General features: G+C 68.9%; 24 protein-coding genes and 2 pseudogenes. 13 read left to right on the forward strand and 13 right to left on the reverse strand.

Annotated elements, in window-relative coordinates; genetic code table 11:
* Positions 1–4 precede the first annotated feature (4 nt).
* On the forward strand, positions 5–1,972 hold the full coding sequence (locus AC6RUA_RS08565; protein ID WP_499812609.1) for a DUF460 domain-containing protein: 1,968 nt from the start codon (positions 5–7) through the stop codon (positions 1,970–1,972).
* A gap of 238 nt (positions 1,973–2,210) precedes the next feature.
* On the opposite strand, the gene AC6RUA_RS08570 is transcribed toward AC6RUA_RS08565, so the two are convergent.
* Together AC6RUA_RS08570 and AC6RUA_RS08575 are read right to left on the reverse strand one after the other, a co-directional pair.
* On the reverse strand, positions 2,211–3,194 hold the full coding sequence (locus tag AC6RUA_RS08570) for a flavin-containing monooxygenase (protein ID WP_499812610.1): 984 nt from the start codon (positions 3,192–3,194) through the stop codon (positions 2,211–2,213).
* 104 nt (positions 3,195–3,298) lie between these two features.
* Positions 3,299–3,382 (reverse strand): annotated as a pseudogene (locus tag AC6RUA_RS08575) (hypothetical protein); the annotation flags it as partial.
* Positions 3,383–3,624: 242 nt separating this feature from the next.
* On the opposite strand from AC6RUA_RS08575, the gene AC6RUA_RS08580 reads away from it, so the two are divergent.
* Positions 3,625–4,329 (forward strand): metallophosphoesterase family protein, encoded by a 705-nt coding sequence (locus tag AC6RUA_RS08580; RefSeq protein ID WP_499812611.1) that lies wholly within the window; start codon positions 3,625–3,627, stop codon positions 4,327–4,329.
* Between the two features lie 147 nt (positions 4,330–4,476).
* Here AC6RUA_RS08580 and AC6RUA_RS08585 read toward each other — a convergent pair whose 3' ends face one another.
* Positions 4,477–5,655, reverse strand: a complete 1,179-nt coding sequence (locus tag AC6RUA_RS08585; protein WP_499812612.1) for an aspartate kinase — start codon at positions 5,653–5,655, stop codon at positions 4,477–4,479.
* A 190-nt stretch (positions 5,656–5,845) separates the two neighbouring features.
* Here AC6RUA_RS08585 and AC6RUA_RS08590 point away from each other — a divergent pair, with 190 nt between their 5' ends.
* On the forward strand, positions 5,846–6,286 hold the full coding sequence (locus tag AC6RUA_RS08590; protein WP_499812613.1) for a DUF2391 family protein: 441 nt from the start codon (positions 5,846–5,848) through the stop codon (positions 6,284–6,286).
* 163 nt (positions 6,287–6,449) lie between these two features.
* A complete protein-coding gene (locus AC6RUA_RS08595; protein WP_499812614.1) occupies positions 6,450–7,043 on the forward strand; it encodes a DUF7090 family protein in 594 nt (197 codons plus the stop codon).
* A gap of 34 nt (positions 7,044–7,077) precedes the next feature.
* On the opposite strand, the gene AC6RUA_RS08600 is transcribed toward AC6RUA_RS08595, so the two are convergent.
* The 7 genes and pseudogenes from AC6RUA_RS08600 to AC6RUA_RS08630 form a co-directional block, all read right to left on the reverse strand.
* Positions 7,078–7,860, reverse strand: coding sequence for a DUF7089 family protein (locus AC6RUA_RS08600; RefSeq protein ID WP_499812615.1), 783 nt, complete (start codon positions 7,858–7,860; stop codon positions 7,078–7,080).
* A gap of 22 nt (positions 7,861–7,882) precedes the next feature.
* The gene (locus AC6RUA_RS08605; RefSeq protein WP_499812616.1) at positions 7,883–7,972 is read right to left on the reverse strand and encodes a hypothetical protein; all 90 of its coding nucleotides are present in this window, start codon (positions 7,970–7,972) and stop codon (positions 7,883–7,885) included.
* A gap of 175 nt (positions 7,973–8,147) precedes the next feature.
* A pseudogene (locus AC6RUA_RS08610) lies at positions 8,148–9,652 on the reverse strand (MATE family efflux transporter).
* Between the two features lie 74 nt (positions 9,653–9,726).
* Complete coding sequence (locus tag AC6RUA_RS08615; RefSeq protein ID WP_499812617.1) at positions 9,727–10,584, reverse strand: hypothetical protein; 858 nt, start codon at positions 10,582–10,584, stop codon at positions 9,727–9,729.
* A gap of 253 nt (positions 10,585–10,837) precedes the next feature.
* A complete protein-coding gene (locus AC6RUA_RS08620; RefSeq protein WP_499812618.1) occupies positions 10,838–11,605 on the reverse strand; it encodes a Zn-ribbon domain-containing protein in 768 nt (255 codons plus the stop codon).
* 6 nt (positions 11,606–11,611) lie between these two features.
* Entirely contained in the window at positions 11,612–12,001 is a 390-nt protein-coding gene (locus AC6RUA_RS08625) for a DUF2073 domain-containing protein (protein WP_499812619.1), read from the reverse strand.
* Entirely contained in the window at positions 12,001–12,642 is a 642-nt protein-coding gene (locus AC6RUA_RS08630) for an Era-like GTP-binding protein (RefSeq protein WP_499815426.1), read from the reverse strand. The genes AC6RUA_RS08625 and AC6RUA_RS08630 overlap by 1 nt, the downstream gene beginning before the upstream one ends.
* Before the next feature lie 878 nt (positions 12,643–13,520).
* On the opposite strand from AC6RUA_RS08630, the gene AC6RUA_RS08635 reads away from it, so the two are divergent.
* Entirely contained in the window at positions 13,521–15,143 is a 1,623-nt protein-coding gene (locus AC6RUA_RS08635) for a Cdc6/Cdc18 family protein (protein ID WP_499812620.1), read from the forward strand.
* 177 nt (positions 15,144–15,320) lie between these two features.
* Here AC6RUA_RS08635 and AC6RUA_RS08640 read toward each other — a convergent pair whose 3' ends face one another.
* Positions 15,321–16,103 (reverse strand): S26 family signal peptidase, encoded by a 783-nt coding sequence (locus AC6RUA_RS08640; protein ID WP_499812621.1) that lies wholly within the window; start codon positions 16,101–16,103, stop codon positions 15,321–15,323.
* Between the two features lie 189 nt (positions 16,104–16,292).
* On the opposite strand from AC6RUA_RS08640, the gene AC6RUA_RS08645 reads away from it, so the two are divergent.
* The 7 genes from AC6RUA_RS08645 to AC6RUA_RS08675 all read left to right on the forward strand — a co-directional run bounded on the left by AC6RUA_RS08645 (position 16,293) and on the right by AC6RUA_RS08675 (position 23,707).
* Positions 16,293–18,026, forward strand: coding sequence for a DNA-directed DNA polymerase II small subunit (locus AC6RUA_RS08645; RefSeq protein ID WP_499815427.1), 1,734 nt, complete (start codon positions 16,293–16,295; stop codon positions 18,024–18,026).
* Positions 18,027–18,082: 56 nt separating this feature from the next.
* On the forward strand, positions 18,083–18,655 hold the full coding sequence (locus tag AC6RUA_RS08650; protein WP_499812622.1) for a hypothetical protein: 573 nt from the start codon (positions 18,083–18,085) through the stop codon (positions 18,653–18,655).
* Positions 18,656–18,900: 245 nt separating this feature from the next.
* Positions 18,901–20,310 carry an extracellular solute-binding protein gene (locus AC6RUA_RS08655; RefSeq protein ID WP_499812623.1) on the forward strand — a complete coding sequence of 470 codons (1,410 nt, stop codon included), beginning with the start codon at positions 18,901–18,903 and terminating at the stop codon, positions 20,308–20,310.
* Positions 20,307–21,299 (forward strand): carbohydrate ABC transporter permease, encoded by a 993-nt coding sequence (locus tag AC6RUA_RS08660; RefSeq protein WP_499812624.1) that lies wholly within the window; start codon positions 20,307–20,309, stop codon positions 21,297–21,299. Before AC6RUA_RS08655 ends, AC6RUA_RS08660 begins: the two co-directional genes overlap by 4 nt.
* Before the next feature lies 1 nt (position 21,300).
* Positions 21,301–22,254, forward strand: a complete 954-nt coding sequence (locus AC6RUA_RS08665; RefSeq protein ID WP_499812625.1) for a carbohydrate ABC transporter permease — start codon at positions 21,301–21,303, stop codon at positions 22,252–22,254.
* A gap of 33 nt (positions 22,255–22,287) precedes the next feature.
* Positions 22,288–23,472 (forward strand): ABC transporter ATP-binding protein, encoded by a 1,185-nt coding sequence (locus AC6RUA_RS08670; RefSeq protein WP_499812626.1) that lies wholly within the window; start codon positions 22,288–22,290, stop codon positions 23,470–23,472.
* Between the two features lie 31 nt (positions 23,473–23,503).
* Positions 23,504–23,707 (forward strand): DUF8005 family protein, encoded by a 204-nt coding sequence (locus AC6RUA_RS08675; protein ID WP_499812627.1) that lies wholly within the window; start codon positions 23,504–23,506, stop codon positions 23,705–23,707.
* A gap of 39 nt (positions 23,708–23,746) precedes the next feature.
* On the opposite strand, the gene AC6RUA_RS08680 is transcribed toward AC6RUA_RS08675, so the two are convergent.
* A complete protein-coding gene (locus tag AC6RUA_RS08680) occupies positions 23,747–24,427 on the reverse strand; it encodes a metallophosphoesterase family protein (RefSeq protein ID WP_499812628.1) in 681 nt (226 codons plus the stop codon).
* Positions 24,428–24,512: 85 nt separating this feature from the next.
* Complete coding sequence (locus tag AC6RUA_RS08685; RefSeq protein WP_499812629.1) at positions 24,513–24,941, reverse strand: hypothetical protein; 429 nt, start codon at positions 24,939–24,941, stop codon at positions 24,513–24,515.
* Positions 24,942–25,127: 186 nt separating this feature from the next.
* Between AC6RUA_RS08685 and AC6RUA_RS08690 the strand changes: the two genes are divergently transcribed.
* The gene (locus AC6RUA_RS08690; RefSeq protein ID WP_499812630.1) at positions 25,128–25,820 is read left to right on the forward strand and encodes a class I SAM-dependent methyltransferase; all 693 of its coding nucleotides are present in this window, start codon (positions 25,128–25,130) and stop codon (positions 25,818–25,820) included.
* Positions 25,821–25,833 lie beyond the last annotated feature (13 nt).

Raw genomic sequence — 25,833 nt, forward strand, 5'->3', positions numbered from 1 at the left:
CTGCGTGAACGCCCGGACGAGCGTGCTCGACTCCCTCGTGTACGGGGTCGACATCCAGAGCGGTGACATCCGGGGCGACGCCCCCTCCTACGCCCTCGTCAAGTTCGACGGCGAGTCCATCGAACGCGACGTGGTGAGCCACCGGAAGCTCCGTCGGCTCATCGAGTCCGAAGAGCCGGCGCTGGTGGCGACGGACAACATGTACGAACTCGCGGAGGACAAGGACGCACTCGTCCGGTTCCTCCGGTCGCTCCCGGTCGGGACGCGACTCGTACAGGTGACCGGCGCGGAGCGGCCCGAACCGCTCTCGCGGGTCGCCTCGCGCCACGGCGTCCCGTACGGGAAGGACCCGATGAAGGAGGCCGAGGCCGCCGCCCGTCTCGCGGCCGCGAACGTCGGCTACGAGGTGTCCGCCTTCACGAACACCACGACCGTCAAGGTCTCCCGCGGCCGGTCGACCGGGAAGGGCGGGTGGAGCCAGGACCGCTACACCCGCCGCATCCACGGCAACGTGAAGCGACGCACCCGCGAGGTGGAGTCGGCGCTGAAGGAGGCGAACCTCGAGTACGAGCGCGACGCGACCGAGAAGTACGGCGGCTTCTCGAACGCCGTCTTCACCGTCGAGGCGCGGCCGAGCGACATCCCCGTCTCGCGGAACCGGTCGGGCGACACGCGCGTGGAAATCGAGCGGGAACGGCGCGACGGCATCGAGTTCGAACCGCTGGTGAAGCGGCGCGACCACGTCATCGTCGGCATCGACCCCGGGACGACCACCGCCGTGGCGGTGCTCGACCTGGACGGCAACCCGCTGGACGTGCTCTCGACGCGGACGGCGGACACCGCCGAGGTCATCGAGTGGCTCGTCGAGCGCGGCCGCCCCGTCGTCGTCGCCGCGGACGTCAACCCGATGCCCGAGACGGTCGAGAAGTTCCGCCGCTCGTTCGACGCCGCCGGCTGGGCGCCGGACGTCGACCTCCCGGTGGACCACAAACTCCAGCGGACCGAGGACGTCCGCTACGAGAACGACCACGAACGGGACGCGCTCGCGGCGGCGCTGTACGCGTACGACGCCCACGAGGACCAGTTCGACCGCATCACGCGGAAGGTGCCGGCGGGAATCGAGCGCGACGAAGTCGTCGCCCGCGTCGTCGCCGACGAGGAGTCGGTCGAGGCGGTTCTCCGGGAACTGGACGACGAGGAGGACGACGAGGAGGAGTCGGGGGGACACGAGCCGCGCGAACTCAGCGAGGAGGAGAAGCGGGTCCGCGAACTGGAGTCGCGCGTCGAACGCCTGCAGGACCACGCCGACGACCTGAAGTCGGACCTCGAGGCCCGCGACGACCGGGTCGAGGAACTGGAGGAGGAACTCTCCGACGCACGCCGGGAGGAACGGCGCGAGGCGCGCCGCGACCGGGAGGTGACCCGCCTGCGCCGGAAGGTCGACCGGCTGGAGCGCGAGCGCGAGGAGGCGGACGAGCGGGTCGAGGCACTCGAGTCGAAGCTGGAGCGGTTGAAGACGCTGTGGAAGCTCGACCACGACGACTTCGCGGACGTGGCCGAGGGGCGCGACCTGGTGCCCGTGAAGGTGGTCGAGCAGTTCACGACGCGGGCCGTCGAGCGTGCCGACGAGCAGTACGGGCTGGCCGCGGGCGACGTGGTGTACCTCCGCGACGCGTCGGGCGCGGGGCGGGCGACCGCAGAACGGCTGGCCGAGACGGAGCCGCGGGCGGTGCTCCGCTCGGGCGGCCTGTCGGACGCGGCCGACGCGGTCCTGTTCGAACACGGAATCCCGGTCGGCCCGGCGGAGGACGTTCAGATGCAGGAGGTGGACGAACTGGCGGTCGCCCGTGAGAGCGACGTGGAGGCGCTCGTCGCCGGCTGGGAGGAGCGCGCCGCGGACCGCGAGCGCCAGCAGACCGCCGCGATGGTCGACGAGATAATCTCCGAACACCGGGCGGGCGAAGCCGAGTGAGCGCCCGGGGAGAGCGAACGAGGCCTCGGAGGAACGGCGGCGAGGTCTCCGGGCCGAGCCGCCCACGAATAGGGAAGCCGAGTGAGCGACCGGGGAGAACGAACGACGCCTCGGAGGGACGGCGGCGCGGCCTCTCGGACCGCGCGCCGACGAACTGGGGGCCGCCCCCCGAACCCCTCCGTCGAGGACGAGGGGTCGCCGTGTTCGCCGAACACGCGCGCCGTAGTCGTCGAAAGTTCTATCGATACCCGGACCAACGCCCCAGCGAGCGTTCTCGGAGTGACCACCGACGGGTGGCGGTCGGTCCTGATGTGCGGACTGACCGCTCTCCCCTCGGCCGGGACGCGATGTGCTTCACGACGTGTCCCGCGTCTCTCCCGACACCGGCGAGCAGGAAGGACGTCAGCCCGTAGAGGAAGAACAGGCCCACGAAGTACAACCCCGGCTCGTCGGGGACGACACCACGTTCGTGGACGGGCTCCTTCGGGGCAGCCTCGCCGTCGAACACCGGGAACCGAACCCACGAGAAGTCGGGGCGATACCCCGTACACCAGATGACGTTCTCGACGTCGAGCACGCGGTCGTCGCCGACCACGTGTCGGCCCTCCTCGACGCCGACCGTCCGGGGAACCCGCTCGATGCCGGCCGCGGCCAGTTCCTGCGGTCCCACCCGGACCACGGGTCCGGTCTGGGAGAGAATCTTCGGTCGAGGCCGCCGGCCGAGGGGGTTACCGACGGTGAACACCCGATGGAAGAGCACGCGCATCACGAACGGTTCCCCGACGTGACGGCCGAACCACGAGTCGGGACGGTACGGGACGGTCCCGACATCCCGTCCCGACAGCCACGTCGAGTGCCGGTCGGCGACGTCGACGCTTATCTCGGCTCCCGAGTTCCCCGCACCCACGACGAGGACGTCGCCCTCTCGGAGTTGCTCGGAGTTCCGGTACTCTTTCGAGTGGAGTTGGACGATGTCGGGGTCGAGTTCGTCGGCGAACGGTGGCGTCCACGGGATCTGGTAGCTGGACATGGCCACGACGACGTTGTCCGCCTCGAGTCGGCGGTCCCCTGCGGTCACGAGGAAACCCTCTCCGTGTCGCTCGAACCCGTCGACCCGGACGCCGAGTTCGACCGGCAGGTCGAAGCGTGATGCGTACCTCTCGAGATAATCGGCGACTTCGTCCTTGGGGAGGAACGCGCGGGGTGGGGCGGGGAAGGGCATCCCCGGGAGCCCGTTGTAGCGAGCCTCCGTGAACAGACGGAGCGAATCCCAGCGGTTCCGCAGGCGTCACCGATCCGTTCACCGGTGTCGAGGACGAGGAAGTCCCGGCCCAGTTCGCGCAGGTAGTATCCGGTCGCCAGGCCGGCCTGGCCCCCACCGATGACGACCGTGTCGTAACGCTCGCCCATAGTTCATCACTAATTACGATTAAGGTTCGTCAGAGCATACAGATAGCGTCACGCGTCTACTCCGGTCGGGTGGAGCGATTCGAGACCCGAGTAGCGCGCGATGTCGGAGCTCGCGTCGGCGGGTGCAGTCGCGCTCCGAGGTCGGAGCGCGGACCCGAGGTTCGACGAATCGTCTCCGAACCGAGAGGTCGAGAGGAGCCGACGGGCACACTCCTACGTGGCGGGCCACCGTAGCGTCGCGCATGCGACTCGGTGTCATCTCCGATATACACGGAAACCGCGTGGCGCTCGACGCGGTGTTCGAGGACATGCCCGACGTGGACGGACTCGTCTGCGCCGGCGACGTGGTGGGGTACAACCCGTGGCCGGCCGAGTGTGTCGCGGCGGTACGCGACCGGGGGATTCCGACCGTGATGGGCAACCACGACCGCGCGGTGGCGAGCGGGTCCGCGTTCCGGTTCAACTCGATGGCCCGCGCCGGCGTCGAGTACGCCCGCGAGCACCTGGACGACGACGCGCTCGAGTGGCTCGCCGCCCTCCCGGACCGACGCCGAGTGGCGGACGGACGAGTCGCGGTCGCCCACGGCCACCCGGCGGACCCGGACCAGTACACGTACCCCGAGGACTTCGGTCCCGAGCTACTGGAGACGGCCGCGGGGTTCGACGCCGAGGCGACCGACCCGGCGAGGGTGGAGGCGCTGGTGCTCGGGCACACGCACGTCCAGGGGAGCGCGGCGTACGACGAAGGGGTGGTCGTGAACCCGGGGAGCGTCGGCCAACCGCGCGACGGCGACCCCCGGGCGGCGTACGCCGTCCTCGACGTCGGTGACGACGACCTAGCGGTTGACCTGCGGCGCGTCGCGTACGACGTGGACGCCGTCGCGGCCGAGATCGACGACGCCGGACTCCCAGCGAAACTCGGGGACCGACTGTACGAGGGACGGTAGGGCGCGAGTGGCAGTGGCGGGAGGTGGGGGACGCGAGCGAACGAGCGGGGGCGGGTGGACGCTAGAGTGCGGGCTCGGTGACCTCCGAACGACCGGGACCGTGTCGGGACTTCGAACCGAGTTTCGGAACGGCGAGACGGCAGACCGTCAGAACTCGTCCTGGACTATCTCCAGCACCTGCTCGCGGTCGTCCCACCCGACGAACAGGGCGACGGAGGTGGCGGAGGTGATGATGTCGTGGAGGTTGATGCCCGCCTCCGCGAGCGGGTTGACGATGTCGGAGATGACTCCCGGCCGGTTCGGGAGTTCCCCGCCCATGACGCGGATGACGGCGAAGTCGTCCTCGACGGAGACGGACGACAGCGACTCGTCGCCCACCACCTCGTCGTGGAGTGCCGTCTCGGCGCGGGTGGCCTCGGTCGCGTCGACGTAGAACGTGACGGAGTCCATCCCGGAGGCGACGGCGTCGATGTTCACGTCCGCGCCGCGGAGCGCCGCCGAGAGGTCAGCGAGGATGCCGGGTCGGTTGCGGATGGCGCGGCCGGCGACGGTGATACACGCCAGCGGCGCCTCGCGCATGTCGATGAGGTTCTCGAAGCTCCCCTCTATCATGGTGCCGCCCGCGAGCAGGTCGCCGTGCTGGTAGTGGACGACGCGCACGTCGAGGTCCTCGTCCTTGTAGCTGAGCGCCGAGGGAGCGATGACCTCCGCGCCGCGGAATGAGAGGTTCCGTAGTTCGTCGACGGTGATGCGCGCGACGTTGCGCGCCCCCTCGACGACGTGCGGGTCGCCGGTCATGACCCCCTCGACGTCGGTGACGATGACGACCTCGTCGGCGTCCATGAACTTCCCCAGCATGACGGCGGTCGTGTCCGACCCGCCGCGGCCGAGCGTGGTCACCGTCCCGTCGACCGTCTCCGCGAGGAAGCCCGTGACTATCGGGACGACGCCGCCGAGGTTCGCGGCGAGGGCGGCGGCGCGCTCGCGCGTCTCCGGCGCGTCGAGTTCGCCGAGTTCGTTCGTGACGACGGGCCAGTCGTCGGAGCCGGGTTCGAGGAACACGGCGTTCACGCCGCGCGCGGAGAGCGCGGCCTTCAGCATCCGGACCGAGGTCCGCTCGCCCATCGAGACGATTTCGGCCCGGTCGGCCTCCTCGACCTCGAAGTTGATCTCGTCGATGAGGTCGTCCGTGGTCGACCCCATGGCGGAGGCGACGACGGCGATCTCGTGACCCTCCTCGACGGCCCGCGCGATGGAGTCGGCCGCCCGGTCGATTCGGTCACCGCTGCCGAGCGACGTCCCGCCGAACTTCGCGACGACCCGCATCCTACTCGCCCCCTCCCAGCCGCACGCGCGTCTCGTCAGTGTACATGCCGCCCCGTTACAGGGGTCTCCGTTTAATCCTATCCACCGACCCGAGGTTTGCCGCCGGCGGCCGGCGGTTCGTGGGAGGAACCCATCGGACCGATGAGAGGTACCACGAGACGCTTTTCACACCGGGGGGCGGTTGGGGAGTATGGTCGGACGGAGCCGCCGGTTCGCGCTCGCGGACACCGCCCAGCAGATCGTCGGCGGGTTCCTCCTCGCGGGACCGTTCGTCGTCACCGACGAGGTGTGGGCGCTCGCCGCCGGGATGGCGTGGTACCAGGCGGTCACGACGGTCGTCATCGTGCTCGCGGTCGGGTACGGCGCGCTGTACAAGGCCGACGACGACCGCGACCCGGACCGCGAGGCGGAGGTCGGCGGCGTGCCGCTCCGGTTCGTCTCGCTCATCGCCGTCTCGTACCTCTCGGTGCTCATCCTCGCGCTCTCGTTCGACGCGCCCGCGACGCTCATCCCGAACCACGTCGACCCGCCCGTCTCGCTGATGCTGCAGGTGTACATCACTCTGAAGGCGATGAGCGTGGGGGCCGTCTTCTCGGTCATCGGGGCCGCCACCGCCGACTCGGTGTTCTGACCCCGAGCGGTCACCCGTCCCCGACCGGCCGAGTCTCGACTCACTCGCGGCCCTTCGTCGGTCGGCGTTCGGGTTCGTTCAGAGCGGCTCCGATTCCGTCCGACGGCTCGTCGCCGTCGCGTCGCGCCCGCAGAATTAAGTCCGCGCGGGCGGAGCCTCGGACATGGATTACACTCTCGCCACGGGCGGCGTCGAGACCACGATTCCGGGCGGGACGGGCGTGTTGCTTCTCCACCCGAGCATCGGCGAGACGGACCGCATCGACACGGAGTTCCTGAAGACCGACACGGACCGCTTTCTCGTCATCTCGACCCGAACGACCGCGCGCGAGGTCGAGCAGAAACTGGAGCACTACGACGTCGACGAGTCGCGCGCCGAGATTCTGGACGCCCTCTCGGTCGACCGGGGCTACTCGCGACGCTCCTCGGACCACCTCCACTACGTCTCCTCGCCGGACGACCTGGACGGCATCGTCGCGGAGGTCGAGCGGTTCCTGTCGAGTACCGAGGGGAAGCGCCGCCTCAGCGTCGACTCGCTGACCGAGATGGCGTACTACGCCGACGTCGACCGGGTGTACGACGCGACGATCGGCCTGCTCGACCTGCTCGGCGACCACGACGCCGTCGGGTTGTTCCACCTCTCGAAGGAGGTCCACGACGAGGAGACGCTCGACCGGTTCCGGGGCCTGTTCGACGTGGTTATCGACCTCGACGCCGACGGCGACGCGAGCGTCGACCTCGGCGGATTGGGCGGCTGACCCGGCGACGGCCGGGGGACCCCTCGTCGCACGCCTACTCCGCGAGTTTCTCGAACGTCGTCTCCGCCCACTGGACCGCGTAGTCGGCCCCGTGGTCGCGGTACGCCGCCGTGTCGAGTGCCGCGAACGGCGCCGGGAGGTCCAGGCCGTGTTTCACCGCCGCACAGGCGTACTCGGTGGCGGCGGGAAACGACGTCTCGCCGCGTGCGACTTCGCCCGACAGCCCGTCGAGGCGACCCTCGATTCGCTCGCCCGCCTCGCGCCACGCGTCGTACATCGTGGGGTGGTCGTCCGCCCAACTCTCGAACGCCTCGCGCGACTGGAGACCGACCCACGCGTCGTACAGCGCGGCCGCGACCTGGTACACCTCGCCGGGACCGAGCGGCACCGCCGCGTCGAGCGCGCGGTACCGTTCGCCGAAGAAGGGGAGGAACTGCTCGGGGACGTCCAGCGACAACTCGACGAACGCCTCCGCGAACAGGAACGAGCGGAACGGTTCGGGCGTCCCCTCGACGCGCTTCTTCGCGACGATCGTCGGCGGCACCGTCTGTCGGGTCCAGACCACCGTGCCGTCGCCCGGCATCCCGACGGTGAAGTCGCCGCTCGCGTACCGCCGGAGGGGTGCGGGCGCGTCGTCGGGAAGCCAGTCGCTCGGATGCGCCGCCGGGTCCAGCGACTCCGCGAGCAACCCGAGGTCCTCTGCGGCCTCGGGCGGCAGCGTCTCGAAGTCGCGTTCGGCCGTCACGACGGTACAGTCGGGTGCGTACGCCGCTCTGACCGCCGCGAGGTCGTCCGGGAGGTCACGTCGCTCGAACATCACTCACCTCGCTCACCGTCGCTCACGCGAACGCCATCACGAGTAGGATGGCGACCGCGAGGAACGCCGACCCACCGACCACGCCGAGAACGACCTTCGTCGCCTGACTCATGCCCGGACGTCGCGCGGCGTGCGGCTTAAAGACTTCACTATCCGGTCGGCGTCGCCGGGTCGGGGTCGGCGACCGAGAAGAGAGGACGAGGCGCGTTCCGAACGGACACGACGCCCGCGGGGGCGCGAGCGCCGCGTCGAAGGGGACCGTTTCGAGTGGAATCGCCCGCGAGAGCTCAGTCCGCGGCCGTTCCCACGCCCGATTCCGCGGCGATGGCTTTCCAGTCGTCGCTCCAGTAGCGGACGAGGTTCACCGCGCCGCGGACGTACATGTCCGCGAGGATGGCGGCGAACACGGCGAGCAGGCCGAACCCCATCCCCGGGAGGCCGAACGTGACGGGAGTCAGTCTGAGCGCCGATCCGAGCGGTCCGGCGAAGACGGTGACCGCGTAGCCGGCGGGGAGCGCGAGCACCGCGATCGGGAGCCGGACGACGTACGTCCCGAGGAGGCCGCCGTACAGCGGCCAGCGGGTGTCGCCCGCGCCCCGGAGCGCGCCGCGCATCGTCCGGGAGACGGAGAAGCCCGCGACGCCGAGACCGAACACGCGGACGAACGTCACGGTGAGGTCCAGGTCCCCGGGGTTGAACGCCGCGGCGACCGGGCGGGCGGCGACGAAGAGCGCCCCCCGATGAGCAACTGCGTGACGAGTGCGAGCCTGAGCGTCTGCCAGCCGTACTCGTCCGCCTCCGCGTCGTCACCCCCGCCGACGGACTGACCGACGAGCGTCGACGCCGCCGTGGAGTACCCCCACGCCGGCATCAGCGCGAGCAGCATCACCCGGCGGCCGATCGCGTACGACGCGACGGCGTTCGTCCCGAGCACCCCGAGCAGGAACAGGAACGGGAACCGGCCGAACGTCCGCGAGAGGCGCGTGCCCGCGAGCGGCAGGCTCACCCGGACGAGTTCGCGCGCGAGGCCGGTGTCCCACTGCTTCCCCCCGAGCGGAAGCCGGACGGAGTAGCGCCCGGAGACGAGCGCCCAGCCGAAGATGACCGCGGCGAGCGCGTTCGCGGCCGTCGTTCCCCACGCGGCCCCCCGGACCCCGAGTTCGGGGAACGGGCCGAACCCGAATATCAGCAGGCCGTTGAGAGCGACGTTCGTCGGGAGGGTGAGCAGGCGGACGTACATCGGCGTCCGGGTGTCACCGCTCCCCGCGAGCGCCCGGGCGGCGATCATCGACCAGAAGCGGAACGCGGCCGAGTACATGACGATACGGAGGTACGCGCCGCCGAGCGCCACCGTCCGCGCGTCGTTGGTGAGGACGGCGACGAGTTCCTCGGCGAAGTAGTACGCGAACAGCGTGGCAGGGAGCGAAATCAGGAGCGCGAGCCACAGCGACTGCTTGATGGCGAAGTCGGCCTCGCGGTCCTCGCCGGCGCCCTTCAGCCGGGAGACGACGCTGATGGTTCCGGAGGTGAGCGCGAGCGCGAGGCCGAACAGGATGAAGTAGTACTGGAAGCCGAACTCCAGGGCGGCGATGGCCGCTCCGCCGGCGTAGATGCCGACCATGAGGAAGTCGGCCACGCGGAGCAGCGTCCGCATCCCCCCGGTCACCATCACCGGGATGGCGAGGTCGAACGCCTCCTCCCCCTTCTTCCGGTCGAGTAGTCCGAGGGCGGCGAGGGCCGCGGGGAACGCCAGTAGCGCGTCGCGAACGCGCTCGCGAAGCGGGGACAGCATCTGTGCGAATCACGACCGGGCGCGGCAAGGATGTATCGCTCCCGGAACCGGGACCGGCGGCCGGTCGCCTCGGCTCAACTCGGGCGTGCAACCTGGCGTCGGAACGTCGAAGACGTCGAGGCGCGCGAGTACTCCGCGACGGCGACGAACACGACGGCCCAGAGGACGGCCGCGGCGCCCCACATCGTCCCGGTCGACCCCGACTGCCCGAGGAACGAGGCGGACATGAGACCGTAGTACGCCATCGGGAGGGCGGCCAGCCACGAGGCGAGACGCCACCCGGTGACCCCGAGGGCCGCGACTGCCCCGTACGCGATGGGAGCGACCGCGAGCCCCGCCATCATCACGTAGTGACCCTGCTGGGCGTGCGCGTCGGCGAAGTTCGACGAGAGGGCGTACTGGTTCGCGGCGAACGCGAGCAGCGGGACGGCGGCGACGGCGACCAGCGCCAGCAGCGCCGGACTGAACGAGTCGCCGCGTCGGAGGAGGTTCCGACCCGCCGGGTGGGCGACGAGCGCGATACCCGTGAGCGCGAGGAACGGGAGGACCTCCTCGGGTCGACCGACCCCGTACGCGAGCGTGCCGGCGCTGACGACGAGGATGACGACGAACGCGCCCCACATCGACGCGACGCGCCGGGCGGGCCTGTACGCCTGCGCGAACAGGCCGAGGAGGAACACGGCGACGGTAGCGGCGATGGCCATCACGTGCAGCCGGTGGATGCCGAGTTCGGCGGCCGCCCCGGCGGTCCAGCCCAGCCCGAGCAACAGGAGCAGGTCCGGGAGGAACAGCACCGTCATGGCGCCCGCCAGCAGGAGCGCGAGGTAGAACAGCCCGAGCCGGACCGTGGCGAGCGTCGACCGCTCCTGCTCACTCGGCTCCTCGGCTGCTTCCGCGGCGATACGTTCGGATTCGTCTCTCGGCGAAGTCATAGTGACGCACTACCAGACGTCGCGCGACGAGATTAACATAGCTAGTTTGACGGGTAGTACGGACAGGTCTACCGACGGCCAGGATTCGACCGCGACCGGCGGAGAGTAGCGAACTCCGGGGAGGAGCCGAGCGAGGTAGTAGGCGATGCGTTCGCGCCGCGAATCGGAGAGAAGGGAGACGCTCGAGCGTGCAGAGAGGAGGGAGAGCCGGGCGAACGGCGGAGACGCGGGGGAAACCGGGAGGCGTCGGCGTCTACTCGTCGTCGCGCGCGCCCCAGCCTTCCGGCATCTCGATGACGTACCGGCCGTCCTCGCGGAGCGAGATGATGTACTCCTCCCGGTCGTACAGTTCCATGAGGTTGAGTTCGTACTGGCCGGGGTTGAGGATGCGGATGGACTCGAACTGGTCGTTGAGTTCCTCGCGGAGCGTCTCGATGTCCGGGTCCTCCGCGGCGGGGTCGGCCGTCGGTGACTCCGCCGCGTCCGGGAGTTCGTCCGGCGAGACGACGTCCGAACGGGCGCTGGCCTGCGCGCTGTCCTCGGCGGGCGCGGCGGCGTCGGCCGCGTCCGCGGCCTCGGAGTCCGAGTCGGGAGCGGTCACCGGGGCCGACTCGGGCGACGTGGAAGCGGCGTCGGGGTCCGACGGGTCGGAGTCCGGCGGGGCCGAGTCTGTCCGGCCGGGGGTCGCCACCTCCTCGGCGGGGGAGTCGGTCGCTGTGGCGTCCGGAGACTCCCGGTCTCCGGGGTCCGAATCCGCCGACGGGGACTCCGTCGGAGTGGCGTCCACGGGCGCGGCGTCGGTCGGGTCGGGTGTCTCGGCGGGTGGGGCGTCCGGGTCGGCCGTCTCGCGCCCGGAGCCTGCGGTGGCGTCGGCTGAGTCGTCGTCAGGCGCCTCCGATCGGTCGGCCCGTCCGGCGGGCCGGAACTGGAACTTGTTCCCGCCGCAGTCCGGGCAGCCAGACAGCATCTCCTTCGACCCGTCGGCGAACGTCCGCCCGCAGTTGGTACACTCGTGGGGCATCGTCGATTACTTCCGGGAGACGAGCGCGGTGATGAGGTTCTCGTCCTTGTGGAGCGTCTGAATCTGGTTCGCCGGCCCGATGACGGTGAGCTTCTTCGTCTCCTCGTTGCCCATGAGGCGGCCGAGGAACCCGCCGCTCTTGGCCTCGGCTCTCGGGTACGTCTCGATCTCGATGCCGGTGAAGTCGTCCGGGCTTATCTCGGTCATCGTCACCTCGATGAGCTTCGACTCCTCCTCGGGAGTGAGTCCCTCCTCCAACACGACGATGTCGCCGTCGCGTACGGAGTCGAGGATGAGCCGAATCTTCTCCATCGAGGCCAGCCCGTCCATCCGGGCGCCGCTTATCAGGTCGATGCGAACCCCGTCGTCGTCCTCGGGAGCGGTCGCTTCAGGCATTATCCGAAGTACTCCGCGATTTTCTCGTACACTTCCTCCATGTTGTTCCCTTCCAGTGCCGACAGCGGGACCGTCTCGTGTTGGGGGAACGCGTCGGAGATGCGCTTCACGTCCGACTCGTCGAGGTCGGTCTTGTTGGCGAAGATGAGCACCGGCAGGTCCTGGCTCTCGATGATGCCGATGAGCATCGTGTTCACCTGCGTGAACGGGTCGGTCGTGCTGTCGAGCACGTAGATGACTCCCTCGACGTCCTCCCGGAGCCAGTGCATGGCCTCCGCGACGCCCTCGGTCGCCTCGCGCGACCGCTTGACGGCGTCGTTCTTCTCCATGTCGTGGTCGAGGAACTCCTTGTAGTCGACCTTCGTGGTCACGCCGGGGGTGTCCACGATGTCGATGGTCACCGTCTTGCCGTTCCGCTCGATGGTGACGTTCTCCTTCCGCCGTGCGCGGCGCGTCTCGTGTGGAATGTGACTCTCCGGGCCGACCGCGTCGCCCGTCCAGTCGCGGGCGATGCGGTTCGCGAGCGTCGTCTTGCCCGCGTTCGGCGGTCCGTAGATACCGATGCGTTTTGGTTCGGACTCCGAGAAGAGCCCCTCCGTCACTCGCGCGATGCTGTCTCTGAGATTCGTAAGCAGACCCATCCTGTCCTCCATCTCCCCCCTCCCCGCCGGGAGGGCGTTATCCCACCAAACCAGTCGTCCCACTTAAGCACTACGTCAGACACGGCCGTCCGGCCGTTTCCGGAGTGGACGCCGCCGAATCCGGTCCCGGAGAGCGTCACTGAAGCCGAGCGGGCGGCGTCGTCCCCTCTTCACGCGTCCGGGGGACGAGTCCGAACCCGGAGTGGTGACTGCGGACTCTCGGGCCGACTCGTCGAGGCGTCCCCGATTCGACGGGTGACCGCCCCCCACCCCCACCCCTTCGTTTCGGGTGGAGACCACGCGGTCCCTCCCGGTCGGCAGCGGCAGCCGTTCTCCTTCCCGACAACTACTGCCCAAAATAAAGCCAATTAGCTAGTCGTTCGGGTATTGTTTGTGCTCCCATATGATAAACATAGCGGCGTCTAGACGCCCCCTCCCCACCCCCGTCCGTTCGAGCGTTCCAGCCGAAACGAAGGGGTGGGGGGGTCGACCCGTGGGCGGACATCGTCCGGGGCCCGTCGAGTCGTCGGTCCGGGTCCCTGGGGGTCCGGACCGAGTCAGTTCGACCACCGAGCGCTCGAGAGGGGAACTCCTCTTCCCCGCTCGACGGGCCGCCACGACTCGATATTGACCGCGCAACGACCGGTTACGCCGGCGCTCCCGTGGATTTTCGACCGTTAATATATCGTTTATCTAACGATACTCGGGTCACAATCGAAGAGCAAGGCTTTTGGTTGACCTGTTCATCTGTTTCGCCTGCATCAACTGGACGCGCCCGGGGTGGGAGTCGGCGCGAAACCGGCTGTTCTGGTGCGCACGCGGCGGAAATGTGGCCACGGCCGGGTGGTTCCAGTCGAAACGGAGGGGATCGAAGACAGATGACACGGGACGATACGACTGGCGGGAGCGCCAACGGTGGAAGGGAGTCCGATACCGACGGGACCGAGTCCGACGACCGGCAGGAGTCGGACGGGACGGACCGCGGGGGAACGCCGGGCAGTCCCTCGAGGGACGCGCACTCGACGTCGGGGAGGACGCTCGATTTCGGCTCGCGCACGCGAACGGAGACCGAGGTCGACCTCGACGTGGACGAGGTGCTAGCCGACGACGACAGCACCGGCACCGGCCTGTTCGACGACCTGCTCTCGGGAGAGCCGATATTCGAGAACAAGGAGGTGTTGCGGCCGTCGTACACGCCGCACGAACTCCCCCACCGGAACGACCAGATAAACAAGATGGCGACCATCCTCGTCTCCGCGCTCCGGGGGGAGACGCCGTCGAACATCCTCATCTACGGGAAGACCGGAACCGGAAAGACCGCCTCGGCCAAGTTCGTCTCGCAGGAACTCGAATCGACCTCACAGAAGTACGACGTTCCCTGCGAGGTGGAGTACATCAACTGCGAGGTGACCGACACGCAGTACCGCGTGCTCGCGCAGTTGGCGAACAAGTTCATCGAGAAGAACCAGCGCCTCATCGCGGACCGTCTCGACGACCTGCGCGACCTCCGGTCGCGCGCGACCGACCGGTCGGACGCGCTGGCCGGGACGGAGTTCGAGTCGGTCGAAACGCTCGACGACCGCGTCGCGGAACTGGAGCGGGACCAGGAGACGATGGAGGAGGTTCCGATGACGGGGTGGCCGACCGACCGCGTCTACTCCACGTTCTTCGACGCCGTCGACTACCACGAGCGCGTCGTCGTCATCATGCTCGACGAGATCGACAAACTCGTCGAGAAGAGCGGCGACGACACCCTGTACAACCTCTCGCGGATGAACTCTGAGCTGGACAACTCCCGCATCTCCATCATGGGCATCTCGAACGACCTGAAGTTCACCGACTTCCTTGACCCGCGGGTGAAGTCGAGCCTCGGCGAGGAGGAGATAGTCTTCCCGCCGTACGACGCCAACCAGTTACGGGACATCCTCCAGCACCGCTCGGAGATCGCGTTCAAGGACGACGCGCTCACCGAGGACGTCATCCCGCTGTGTGCCGCGTTCGCCGCGCAGGAACACGGCGACGCCCGGCGGGCGCTCGACCTGCTGCGGACGGCCGGCGAACTCGCCGAACGGAGCCAGGCCGACCTCGTGGAGGAGGTGCACGTCCGACAGGCGCAGGACAAGATCGAACTCGACCGCGTCGTCGAGGTGGTCCGCACGCTCCCCACCCAGAGCAAGATCGTCCTCTTCTCCATCATCCTCCTCGAGAAGAACGGCGTCCACAACGTCAACACCGGCGAGGTGTTCAACATCTACAAGCGCCTCTGCGAGGAGATCGACGCGGACGTGCTCACCCAGCGGCGGGTGACGGACCTCATCTCCGAACTCGACATGCTCGGTATCGTCAACGCCGTCGTCGTCTCCAAGGGTCGCTACGGCCGGACGAAGGAGATCAGCCTCTCGGTCCCCATCGAGGAGACCGAGTCGGTCCTGCTGTCGGACTCGCGCCTCGGCGACATCGAGGACGTCCAGCCGTTCGTGCAGGCCCGGTTCGACAACTGAATCCGGTTCGACCCGTTCTTCGTCTGCCTGCCGACTGTTCGTCCGGCGCCCGTACACGGCCCGAGACCGCCGGTTCGCCCGTCGTTCGCATCGGTCGGGTCGTTCGGACCAGTCCGAACTTCGCTGCACCCCGCTACTCCCGCCGGAGAAGTGCCCTCCGCTGGCGGGTTTCCGCCCTCACCCCGCAGTCGAAACCGGCGGTGCGGAGGCGAGCGAGGGGTGGGACGCGGAGGCGTTCGCGGGTGCACTCCGCTCGGCGCTCCCGGCCGGGCCGTCCGTCGCGTCGACGGGTTCCACCGGAACCAGAGGGGTCGGGACGACCGCCGCCGCGCCCGAGAACACGAGTCGGATGTAGCCGAGGTACGGCACCCGAACGCGGGCGATGCCCTGCACCCACTCGGTCCTGACCGGCGGTGCGATACCGTTCACCTGGTCGTACTGTCCGTTCCAGTCGCCCTTCGTGATGAACCCGGCGTGCGGGGCGGGACAGTACGGGACCTCCTCACAGGAGTCCCCGTTCAGGTACGCGGGGTCGGCCCGGTCGTACCAGTTCTCGCCCTCTTCGACGTGAAACCGTGCCCGGTGGATGATGGGCGGACCGCCCTCCCCCGGTGGCTTGTACACCACCACCGACCCGGGTGCGCCGAACGTGGTGTACCCCCGTTCCGACGCGATCTCGTACGTGACGACGCCGGTCCCCTGGTAGGAGTAGTCGGGGGAGAACCGGGTCGGCTCGGTGATGAAGACCAGGTCGCCCTTCTGCATGTGGGGCTGCATGCTCCCGGACTCGACGGCCACCATCGGCGGCCAGACGCCGGAGACGGCGAACAGGAGCAGACCGACGAGGACGACGGCCAACGCGGAGGAGAGCAGTTCCCGGATGAACAGCAGCGGCCCGGAGTCCGCCCGGAGGAACCGCGTCAGCGGGTCGCCGTCGGGCGGCCGGCGGTCGTCGCTCATTGGGGCGTCGTTTCCCGCCGGCGGTGTTGAACCTTCTGCTCGCGGGGCCGCCTCGTCGCCTCTCACCGCGTCGGGTTCGGCCGTCGACCTCCCTTCGACGCCCTCGTCGGTCGGACGCCGCACGGGCTGGCCGGGTCTCTCGGCTCCGCTAGCCTTTAGTCGCGTCACGCCGACGCTCGTGGCGTGCCACTGGAGACGCCCTCCCGGGTCGTGCAGGCGCTCGCGGGCCGCGGTTACAACGCCGAACGGGAGGCCGTCACCCTCATCGCCGAGGCGGAGACGCCGGCGCTCGCGCTCGAGGCGACGCTGGAGGCCGTCCCCGACGACACGCTCGTCGTCACTACCGACCACGTCCGAGCCGCCCTGCGCGAGAAGCCGGTTCCCGACCCCGACGGGACCCCTGACGACGCCGTGACCGACGACGCGGCGACGGCCGACCCACAGACCGACGGCGCCGCCGCGACCGCCGAACCCGCGCCCACCGCCGCCTCGTCCGCCGCCTCCGACGATTCCGCGTCCGAGGACGGACCGACGACGGGAGCCGCGTCTCCCCGGTCGACTCCGTCGTCGGCCGCCGCCGAACCGACGTCCGCCGCCGACGCGGCCGATGCGGCCGACGACCCCTTCGTTTCGACTGGAGCGGATACGTCGCTGTCTACCGATTCGACCGGGTCGGCTCCAGTCGAAACGGAGGGGTCACGAGTCGGGAGTAGGTCGCCGCCGGAGCCGACCGTCGCCCGCGACGTGACCGGGCAGTCGACCGGCACCGGCGAGTACGACGAGTTCGTGCGGGTGTTCCGCGACCGGTACGACAGGCTCGCCGGCCAGTTGCGCGGGCGGGTCAACCACCGGCCCGCGACGGCGATACAGGAGATGACCGGCGGGAGCGAGGCCGAACTCGTCGGGCTGGTGAACGACATCAGGTCGACCGCCTCCGGCCACTGGCTCGTCGAACTGGAGGACGCGACCGGGACCTTCCCGTGTCTCGTGATGAAGGACCGCGACATCGCCGACCTGGTGGACGAACTCCTGCTGGACGAGTGCATCGCCGTCTCGGGGACGCTCGCCGACGACGCGGGCGTCCTGTTCGTCGACGCGATTCACTTCCCGGACGTCCCCCGGACGTACCGTCCGAACACGGCCGACCGGCACGTCCAGGCGGCGCTCGTCTCCGACGTTCACGTCGGCTCGCAGGAGTTCATGGCCGACGCGTGGGAGCGGTTCGCCCGCTGGCTCCACACCGAGGAGGCGGAGCACGTCGAGTACCTGCTCATCGCGGGGGACATGGTCGAGGGCGTCGGCGTCTACCCGAACCAGGACGAGGAACTCGACATCGTCGACATCTACGAGCAGTACGAGGCGTTCTCCGAGCACCTGAAGCGGGTGCCCGGCGACATGGAGATTCTCATGATTCCGGGCAACCACGACGCGGTCAGGCTGGCGGAGCCGCAACCGGGGTTCGACGAGGAGCTCCGCGACATCATGTCCGCACACGACCCGAAAATCGTCGGCAACCCCGCGCTGGTCACCGTCGAAGGGGTGAAGATACTGATGTACCACGGCGTGTCGCTGGACGAGGTCATCGCGGAACTCCCGGCCGAGAAGGCCAGCTACGACGAGCCGCACAGGGCGATGTACCAGCTGTTGAAGAAGCGCCACGTCGCCCCGCAGTTCGGCGGCCGGACCCGCCTCGCGCCCGAGGAGACGGACTACCTCGTGATGGACGAGGTGCCCGACGTGTTCCACACCGGCCACGTCCACAAACTCGGCTGGGGGAAGTACCACAACGTTCTGGCCGTGAACTCCGGCTGCTGGCAGGAGCAGACCGCGTTCCAGGAGTCCGTCAACATCGACCCGGACGCGGGGTACGCGCCGATTCTGGACCTGGATACGCTCGACATGACGGTCAGGAAGTTCGTCTGAGTCCCGCCGCACCGACCCCTACTGGGAGCTACTTCCGGCTCGAACGCGTACCGTCGGTGTGTCCTCGTCACCGACGCGTCGCAGGCTGCTCGCCGCCGGAGCGGCGCTCGTCTCGGCCGCCGGCTGTCTCGACGGAGTCGGTCCCGACCGGGTCGGCGAACGACACCGGAGGCGGGAGAGCGGAGACGACGGAGCCGAACGGCACGACGGCCGGGTCCGAGCCGGGAACCGTCGACACGACGCGGACGGCCGGGACGGCGACGAGTGCGGCGCTCGACCTCCGGGGGGCCACCGTCACCGCCGTCGCCGTCGACTGCGCCGACGGCGAGTGTCGGTTCGAGGTGACCCTCTATCACGACGACGACGGCGAGGACGGCTACGCGAACTGGTGGCAGGTGGAGACGAGAGGCGGCGAACGGCTCGGACGGCGTGACCTCCTCCACGCCCACGGGACTCGGGAGTTCACACGCTCGGCGACGGTCAGCGTCCCGGACGGGGTCACCGAGGTGGTCGTCCGGGGACACGACCAGACGCACGGCTACGGCGGACAGACGACGGTCGTGAACCTCGAAACCGGAGAGAGGACGACGGTCCGTCAGGATTCGGAGCCGCGGTCGGTCGCGGAGTAGTCGGGGCGAAAAACCGGGGTGAGGCGGAGTGGGTCCGCCAGCGGGGACGGTTCGCCCATCGTCTCCGATTTACGGCGCACCGTAGCCCACGGAGTGTCCCGATGTCGCCGTCGTAGTTATCTTTTGGTCACTCCTTCGGTAGGTATAAGCAATGTGTATAATAATCGATTATGGTGAATACGGGAACGACAGACGTGGAACCCCCGACGGAAGGTTTCTCTCGTCGGTACATTCCTAGACGTGACGTGCTCAAAGCGGTCGGCGCCACGGGGGTGACCGGCAGCCTGGCCGGGTGTGCGGCGCTCGGTCGGGCGTCGGAGCCGAACACGGTCCAGTGGTACGCCGGGCCCAACGAGGCCGACAACAGCGACCAGATACAGGAGGCGCTGTACAGCGCCGGGCTCTCGCGCGACATCAGCATCGAGATTCTCCCGGGACCGTCCGACTCGAGCCAGAAACAACAACAGCTCCAGCGGTGGCTGGACGCCGGGCTCGAGAAGCCCGACATCATCCAGATGGACAGCGGGTGGGCGATTCCGTTCATCGCGCGCGACCAGGTCCTCAACCTCTCCGAGAGCGACCAGTTCCCCGACGAGTTCGTCGAACGCGTCCAGAACGACTACTTCGCCTCGAGCGTCCAGACCATCTCGGACCCCGACACGGGCGACCTGTACGGGGTCCCCAACTTCATCGACCTCGCGATGATGCTGTACCGGCGAGACCTGGTCGAGGCGGCCGACTACGACCCCGAGGGCGAGAACTGGGCGAGCGAGGCCATCACCTGGGAGCAGTTCGCGCAGGTCGTCCGGGACGTCCTCGACGCGAACGACGACATCGACTACGGCTACACGTTCCAGGCGAGCGCGTACGAGGGGCTCTCGTGCTGTGACTTCAACGAGTTCATGAGCTCGTGGGGTGGGGCGTACTTCGGCGGGTTCGACACGCTGTTCGGCCCCATCGGCGACCGGCCGGTCACCATCGACAGTCAACCCGTCGTCGACGCGATTCGGATGGTCCGGACGTTCATCGAGGGACCGGACGCCGCCGGCGCGCTCGAGGGGTACGCCGGTCCCATCTCCCCGCGGGCGGTGCTCTCGTGGATCGAAGGGTCGTCGATGGCTCCGTTCACGAACGAGAACGCGGTGGCGCTCCGCAACTGGTCGTACGCCATCCCCATCAACGGGGCGGACGACGCGCTCGGCGACCGCCTCGGGGTGATGCCGCTGCCGTACGCGGTGACCGAAGAGGAGTCGGAGTACGAGGGCATCGGCGGGACGATGACCGCGCTCGGGGGGTGGCACAACACCATCAATCCCAACAGCGAACTCATCGACGAGGCGGTGCAGGTGCTGGAGGCCATCGCGACGCCGGAGTTCGCGCTCGCGGAGTTCGAACTCATCGGCATCATCCCGCCGCAGCCGTCGGTCCTGAACTCGGAGCAGGCCCGGCAGGTACCCGTCGTCGGTAACTTCGTCGAGCAGATCCGAATCGCGGGCGAGAACACGATTCCGCGGCCGGTCACCGTCGTCTGGCCGCAGCAGTCGACGAAGATCGCTCAGACCATCAACAACGCGTTCGGCGGGGGCATCTCCCCCGCGCAGGCGGCGTCGACGCTACAGGCGGAGATCACGGAAATCGAGGAGTTCAACCAATGACAGCCGAAGAGCAGCACGAGGGCGAACAGCGGTACGGGTCGAGGTTCGGCCCGGTGAGCAGCTTTCTGGAGTGGATGGAGCGGTTGGACGACGCGCAGTACGCCTACCTCCTGCTCACGCCGACGTTCCTCCTGCTCGCGGTCATCGCGTTCTTCCCGCTCGTGAGCACGTTCGACATTTCGCTCCACGCCGACGCCATCACCGGCTCCGAGCAGTTCGGCCGGTTCGTCGGTCTCGACAACTACGTCGCGCTCCTGACGGGGCAACTCGACACGGTCGCGTTGCCGTCGCCGTTCCTCGACCTGAGCACGCCGTTCCAGAGCGCGCTCGTCGTGACGGCGGTGTTCACGCTCGTGAGCGTGAGCATCGAGTCGGTGATCGGGTTCGGACAGGCGCTCGTCCTGGACCAGGACTTCCGGGGGCGGCGGTGGGTCCGGGTGGCCATCATCCTCCCGTGGGCCGTCCCGCTCGTCATTCAGGGCATCATCTTCTACCTCATCTTCCAGCCCGGAATCGGCTTCGGGGTCGGCATCGTCCAGATGTTCGGCTTCTCGGGGACGCCCCTCGAGAACGGCGCGGAGGCCATCTGGCTCGTCATCCTCGCCGACGTCTGGAAGACGACGGCGTTCATGGCGCTGCTCATCCTCGCCGGCCTCCAGAGCATCGACCGGGACCTCTACGACGTGGGAAAGGTCGCCGGCGCGACCCGGTGGCAGCAGTTCCGCCAGATAACTCTCCCGCTCGTGTTGCCCGCCGTCGCCATCGCCATCCTCTTCCGGGTGCTCGGCGCGGCGAAGATATACGGGCTCATCGTCGCGATGACCGGCTGTACGACCGTCCCGTCCCTCTCGTGTCTGGTCGTCACGACGTTCAGCTACCGCCGGTACGGGACGGCCGCGGCGCTGGCGTTCGTGACCGCCGCCATCATCGGCATCCTCGTCACCGCGTACATCGTCCAGTCGCGCCGGCGCGGCCAGGAGGTGATCTGAGATGGCGGCCGAAACCGAAACCGTCGCCCGAGACGAGCGCGACGACGGGGACGAGAGCCGCGACGGTCCGTTCACCCGCTGGGTACAGCGCTCGATCCGCGACCCCGACCGGACCTACCGGGCGCTGTTCTACGTCGTGACCATCTTCTTCCTGTTCACGACGCTGTTTCCCTTCTACTGGCTGCTCGTGCTGGCGCTCACGCCCGAACGCGCGCTCGTGGACATCGGACTGTTGCCGAACGGGTTCAACCCGGGGGTGTTCGTTGAGGTGTTCCAGCGGCTCCCGTTCCACCTATACGTGCTCAACAGCATCGTCATCGCCCTGTCGACGACGGTGGTGGTGCTGGTGCTGGCGAGCCTCGCGGGCTACGTCTTCGGCCGCCTCGAGTTCGCAGGCAAGGGCGCGCTCATGCTGCTCGTGCTCGCCATCTCGTACTTCCCGCCGGTCGGGTTCCTGCTCCCGTTGTTCAACATGTTCACGGGCAACCTCGAACTGTTCGGGGTCTCCACCCCGTCCCTCTTCAACACGCCGTTCGCCATCATGCTGCCGACGGGCGCGCTGTTCCTCCCGCTGTCCATCTTCATCCTCACGACCTTCTACGGCCAGATTCCCAAGGGGCTGGAGGACGCCGCCCGCATCGAGGGGACCACCAGACTGGGGGCGCTGTTCCGCGTCATCGTCCCGCTGTCCGCGCCGGGCGTCGCCACCGCGGGCGTGCTCACGTTCATCAACGTCTACAACGAGTTCTTCTTCTCGTACCTGATGACGAACGGTGAGGTGCAGAACTGGGCGCCAATCGTCTGGGGGCTGCTGGGCTACCAGACCCAGTACACGTCGGCGTACAACCTGATGGCGGCCGCGAGCATCGTCGGGGTGCTCCCGGTCGCGATTCTCGTCATCGTCGCGCAAGAACAGATCGTGAGCGGCCTCACGCAAGGGGCGCTCAAGCAGTAACTACGGAGACACCACCACACTGGAGACACTCAAATGGCAAACGTACAACTCGACGGAGTCACGAAACGCTACGAGGACGTCGTCGCGGTCAACGACATGAACATCGAGGTCGAGGACGGCGAGTTCCTCACGCTCGTCGGTCCCTCGGGGTGCGGGAAGTCGACGACGATGGAGATGATCGCCGGCCTGACGACCCCGACCGAGGGAACGATTCACATCGGTGGCCGCGACGTGACGACGCTGCCGCCGAAAGACCGGGACATCTCGATGGTGTTCCAGAACATCGCGCTGTTCCCGCACATGAACGTCCGGAAGAACATCAGCTTCGGGCTCAGGCTCCGAAACTATCCGGACGAGGAGGTCGAGAACCGCGTCCAGCGAGCGGCCGAAATCCTCCAACTGGAGGGGATGCTCGACCGGATGCCGAACGAACTCTCGGGCGGACAACAGCAGCGCGTGGGCATCGGTCGCGCAATCGTCCGGGAGCCGGAAGTGTTCCTGATGGACGAACCGCTCGCCAACCTCGACGCCAAGCTTCGGGTCCACATGCGCACCGAACTCCAGCGGCTCCACGACGAACTGGAGACGACCATCGTCTACGTCACCCACGACCAGGAGGAGGCGATGACGATGTCGACGCGCATCGCGGTCATCAACGGGGGCGAACTCCAGCAGGTCGCCCCCCCGCTCGTCTGTTACAACCAACCCGCCAACGAGTTCGTCGCCGGGTTCATCGGCTCGCCGTCGATGAACCTCGTCGGCGGACAGACGACGGCGGAGGGGTTCGAGTCGAACCACTTCTCGGTGGAGTTCGACCCCGCGGTGGTCGGCGTCAGTTCGGGAACGAGCGGGACGCTCGGGGTCCGGCCGGAGGACATCTACCTCGCCGAACAGGCGGGGTCGCTCGCCCACCCGACCGCAGAGATAGAGGGGGTCGTCGACGTGCTCGAACCGATGGGCGACGAGATATTCGTCTACCTCTCGCTCGGGGACTCCTCGACGGTCGACCTCGACGACCCGAGCGCCGGCGGCAACCAGTTGCTGTTGAGCGTCGACCCGGAGATGGAACTCGACTCCGACCAGCGACTCCCGGTCGTGCTCGACAGGCGGCGGGTCCACCTGTTCGACCAGAGCGGCGACGCCATCTGTCACGGGGTCGTTGAGAGCCCCCCGTCCGGGTCGGGACAGACGAGCGCCGAGGCGGGGTCGGACGACTGACGGGAGCTTCGAGGTTCGAGGAACACAGACCATGGTCACGGAACTCGGCTGGCTCTACGTCGGCGGCATGACGCTACTGTTCTTCTTCTGGGCGTACGGTGTCGTCTCGTTCGGACTCGACGTGAAGAACAAGGTCGTCCCGCTCGGGTTGCGGTACCTCCGCGGGCGGCGGAGAGGGGCGGATGAGACGCGACGCGAGGAGGAGACCGAGGAGGCGGAACGACAGTTCTACTGACGCCGCGGGCTGCCTCCTCACCCGGTACCGCAACGTCGCTTAGTCGTCTCGCTCGTGCAGCGTCGCGTCCACCTCGCCGTCCGCGGCGTCGAGCGTCAGCATCGTCGTCCGGGGACCGGGGTCGGCGCCGGTGACGGTGCCGGGATTCAGGAGGCGGACGCCGCCGTATGTGTCGTCGACGACGCGGTGACTGTGGCCGCCGACGCCGACGACGGTCCCCGCGGGGTCGGGCGCCGCGTCGGCGGCGTCGGCCACCTCGGCGGCCGTCCCCGCGTCGAGTTCGACCGGTCCGGGCGTACTCGCACGGTCGAGCGCGTCGGTCACGCCCTCGGCGGCGACGACTCGGGCGGTCGTCGCGACGGCGTCGCGCCAGTCCTCGCCGTCGCGGACGACCCCGTCCCCCTCGTGCCACGACTCGGGGTCGGCCGAGACCGCGGGGTCCCGGTTCGCGGGGTTCACCGCGCCGTGCGTGACGACGACCGTCACGCCCTTCGCCTCGACGGCGGCGGCCGACGGGAGGCCGAGACCGTCCGGGTCGACGTTTCCGCGGACGGCCGTCAGGTCCGTCGCGAGGTCGCGCGTCGCGTCGAGCGTCTCGCGGTCCTCGAAGTCTCCGGCGTGGACCGTGTGGTCGGCGGCGCGCATCCGTTCTCGGAACTCCTCCGGGAACTCGCTCGCCCTGTCCGGGACGTGCGAGTCGGCGACGATAGCGAGGTTCACGCTCCACGGTCGGAGGCGACGCGTATCACTCCTCGGACGGTGTGCGCCGTCGCCCACCCGGGGTCGCTCGCGGGCGCGGACCGGGTTACGGCTCCTCGACCCGGTAGCGGTCGGTCCGTTTCCCCTCGAAGGTCGGACCCTCGCCGACCCGCTCGAACCCCGCCGCCTCGGCGGCGGCGCGCATCCCGTCCTCGCCCTCGACGACGAGCAGTTCGACGGGCATGTCCTCGCGGGCGGCGAACCGGAGCGGTTCCGCGAGCAGCAGTTCGCACGCCTCGGACGTGCCGCCGAACTGGGTGACGTGGACGGTCCCCTCGCGCGCGTCGAAGCTGACGAACCCGAGCAGGTCCGCCGGGTCGGACTGGCTGTCCTCGTTCGGGTCGGTGGCGGCGTCCTCCGCCACCGCCACCCGGACCGTCCGGTCGTGAATGACCCCGCGCATCGCGTCCGTGGGCGAGTCGGCGATGGCGGCGAGCGCCTCGGCGTCCGACTCGACGGCGTCCCGTACGTCCATCTTCGTCTGTCGGTCCACGCGGACGGACGTAAATCCCCCCGTCGATTCTCCCCCATCTCCGGTCGTTTTCGACGGCTCCCACCGGTTCTCGTGGACGCTCGCCGGTCGGACACCGTCCGGTCGCTCGCGACGCCGACCGGCCGCGCGGACCGCGGCGCTTACGTCCGCGGACGCGGACCCGGCGGTATGAGCGTCCGCGACGAGTTCGACGCGTGGGCGGCCGACGGCCGCGACAGGGGGATGGAGGAGCGCCACTGGCACACGGCGAAGCACGTGCTCGCACGGATGCCCGTCGAGGCGGGCGACGCGGTGCTCGACCTCGGGACGGGGAGCGGCTACGCCCTCCGCGCGCTCGCGGAGACGGCGGGCATCGGCCGGGGGTACGGTCTCGACGCCTCGCCGGAGATGGCGGGCAACGCCCGCGACTACACCGTCGAGGCGGACCCGGACGCCGATGTGGGGTTCCTCGTCGGCGACTTCGGCCACCTCCCGTTCGCGGACGACTCGCTCGACCACGCGTTCTCGATGGAGGCGTTCTACTACAGCGCGGACCCCGCCGAGACGCTCCGGGAGGTCGCGCGCGTCCTGCGGCCGGGCGGGACGTTCTACTGTGCGGTCAACTACTACGAGGAGAACGTCCACAGCCACGACTGGCAGGCGCACATCTCGGTGGAGATGACCCGCTGGGACGCCGCCGAGTACCGCGCGGCGTTCCGCGACGCCGGCCTCCACGTCGCCGAACAGGACAACGTTCCGGACCGCGAGACGGAGGTTCCGCCGGCCGACGAGTTCCCGACGGAGAACTGGGAGACGCGCGAGGCGATGGTCGAGCGCTACCGGCGGCTGGGGACGCTGTTGACCGTCGGCGTCGCGCCCTGACTCGGGCGACCCG

The organism is Halorarum sp. SLYT50, from assembly GCF_059821265.1.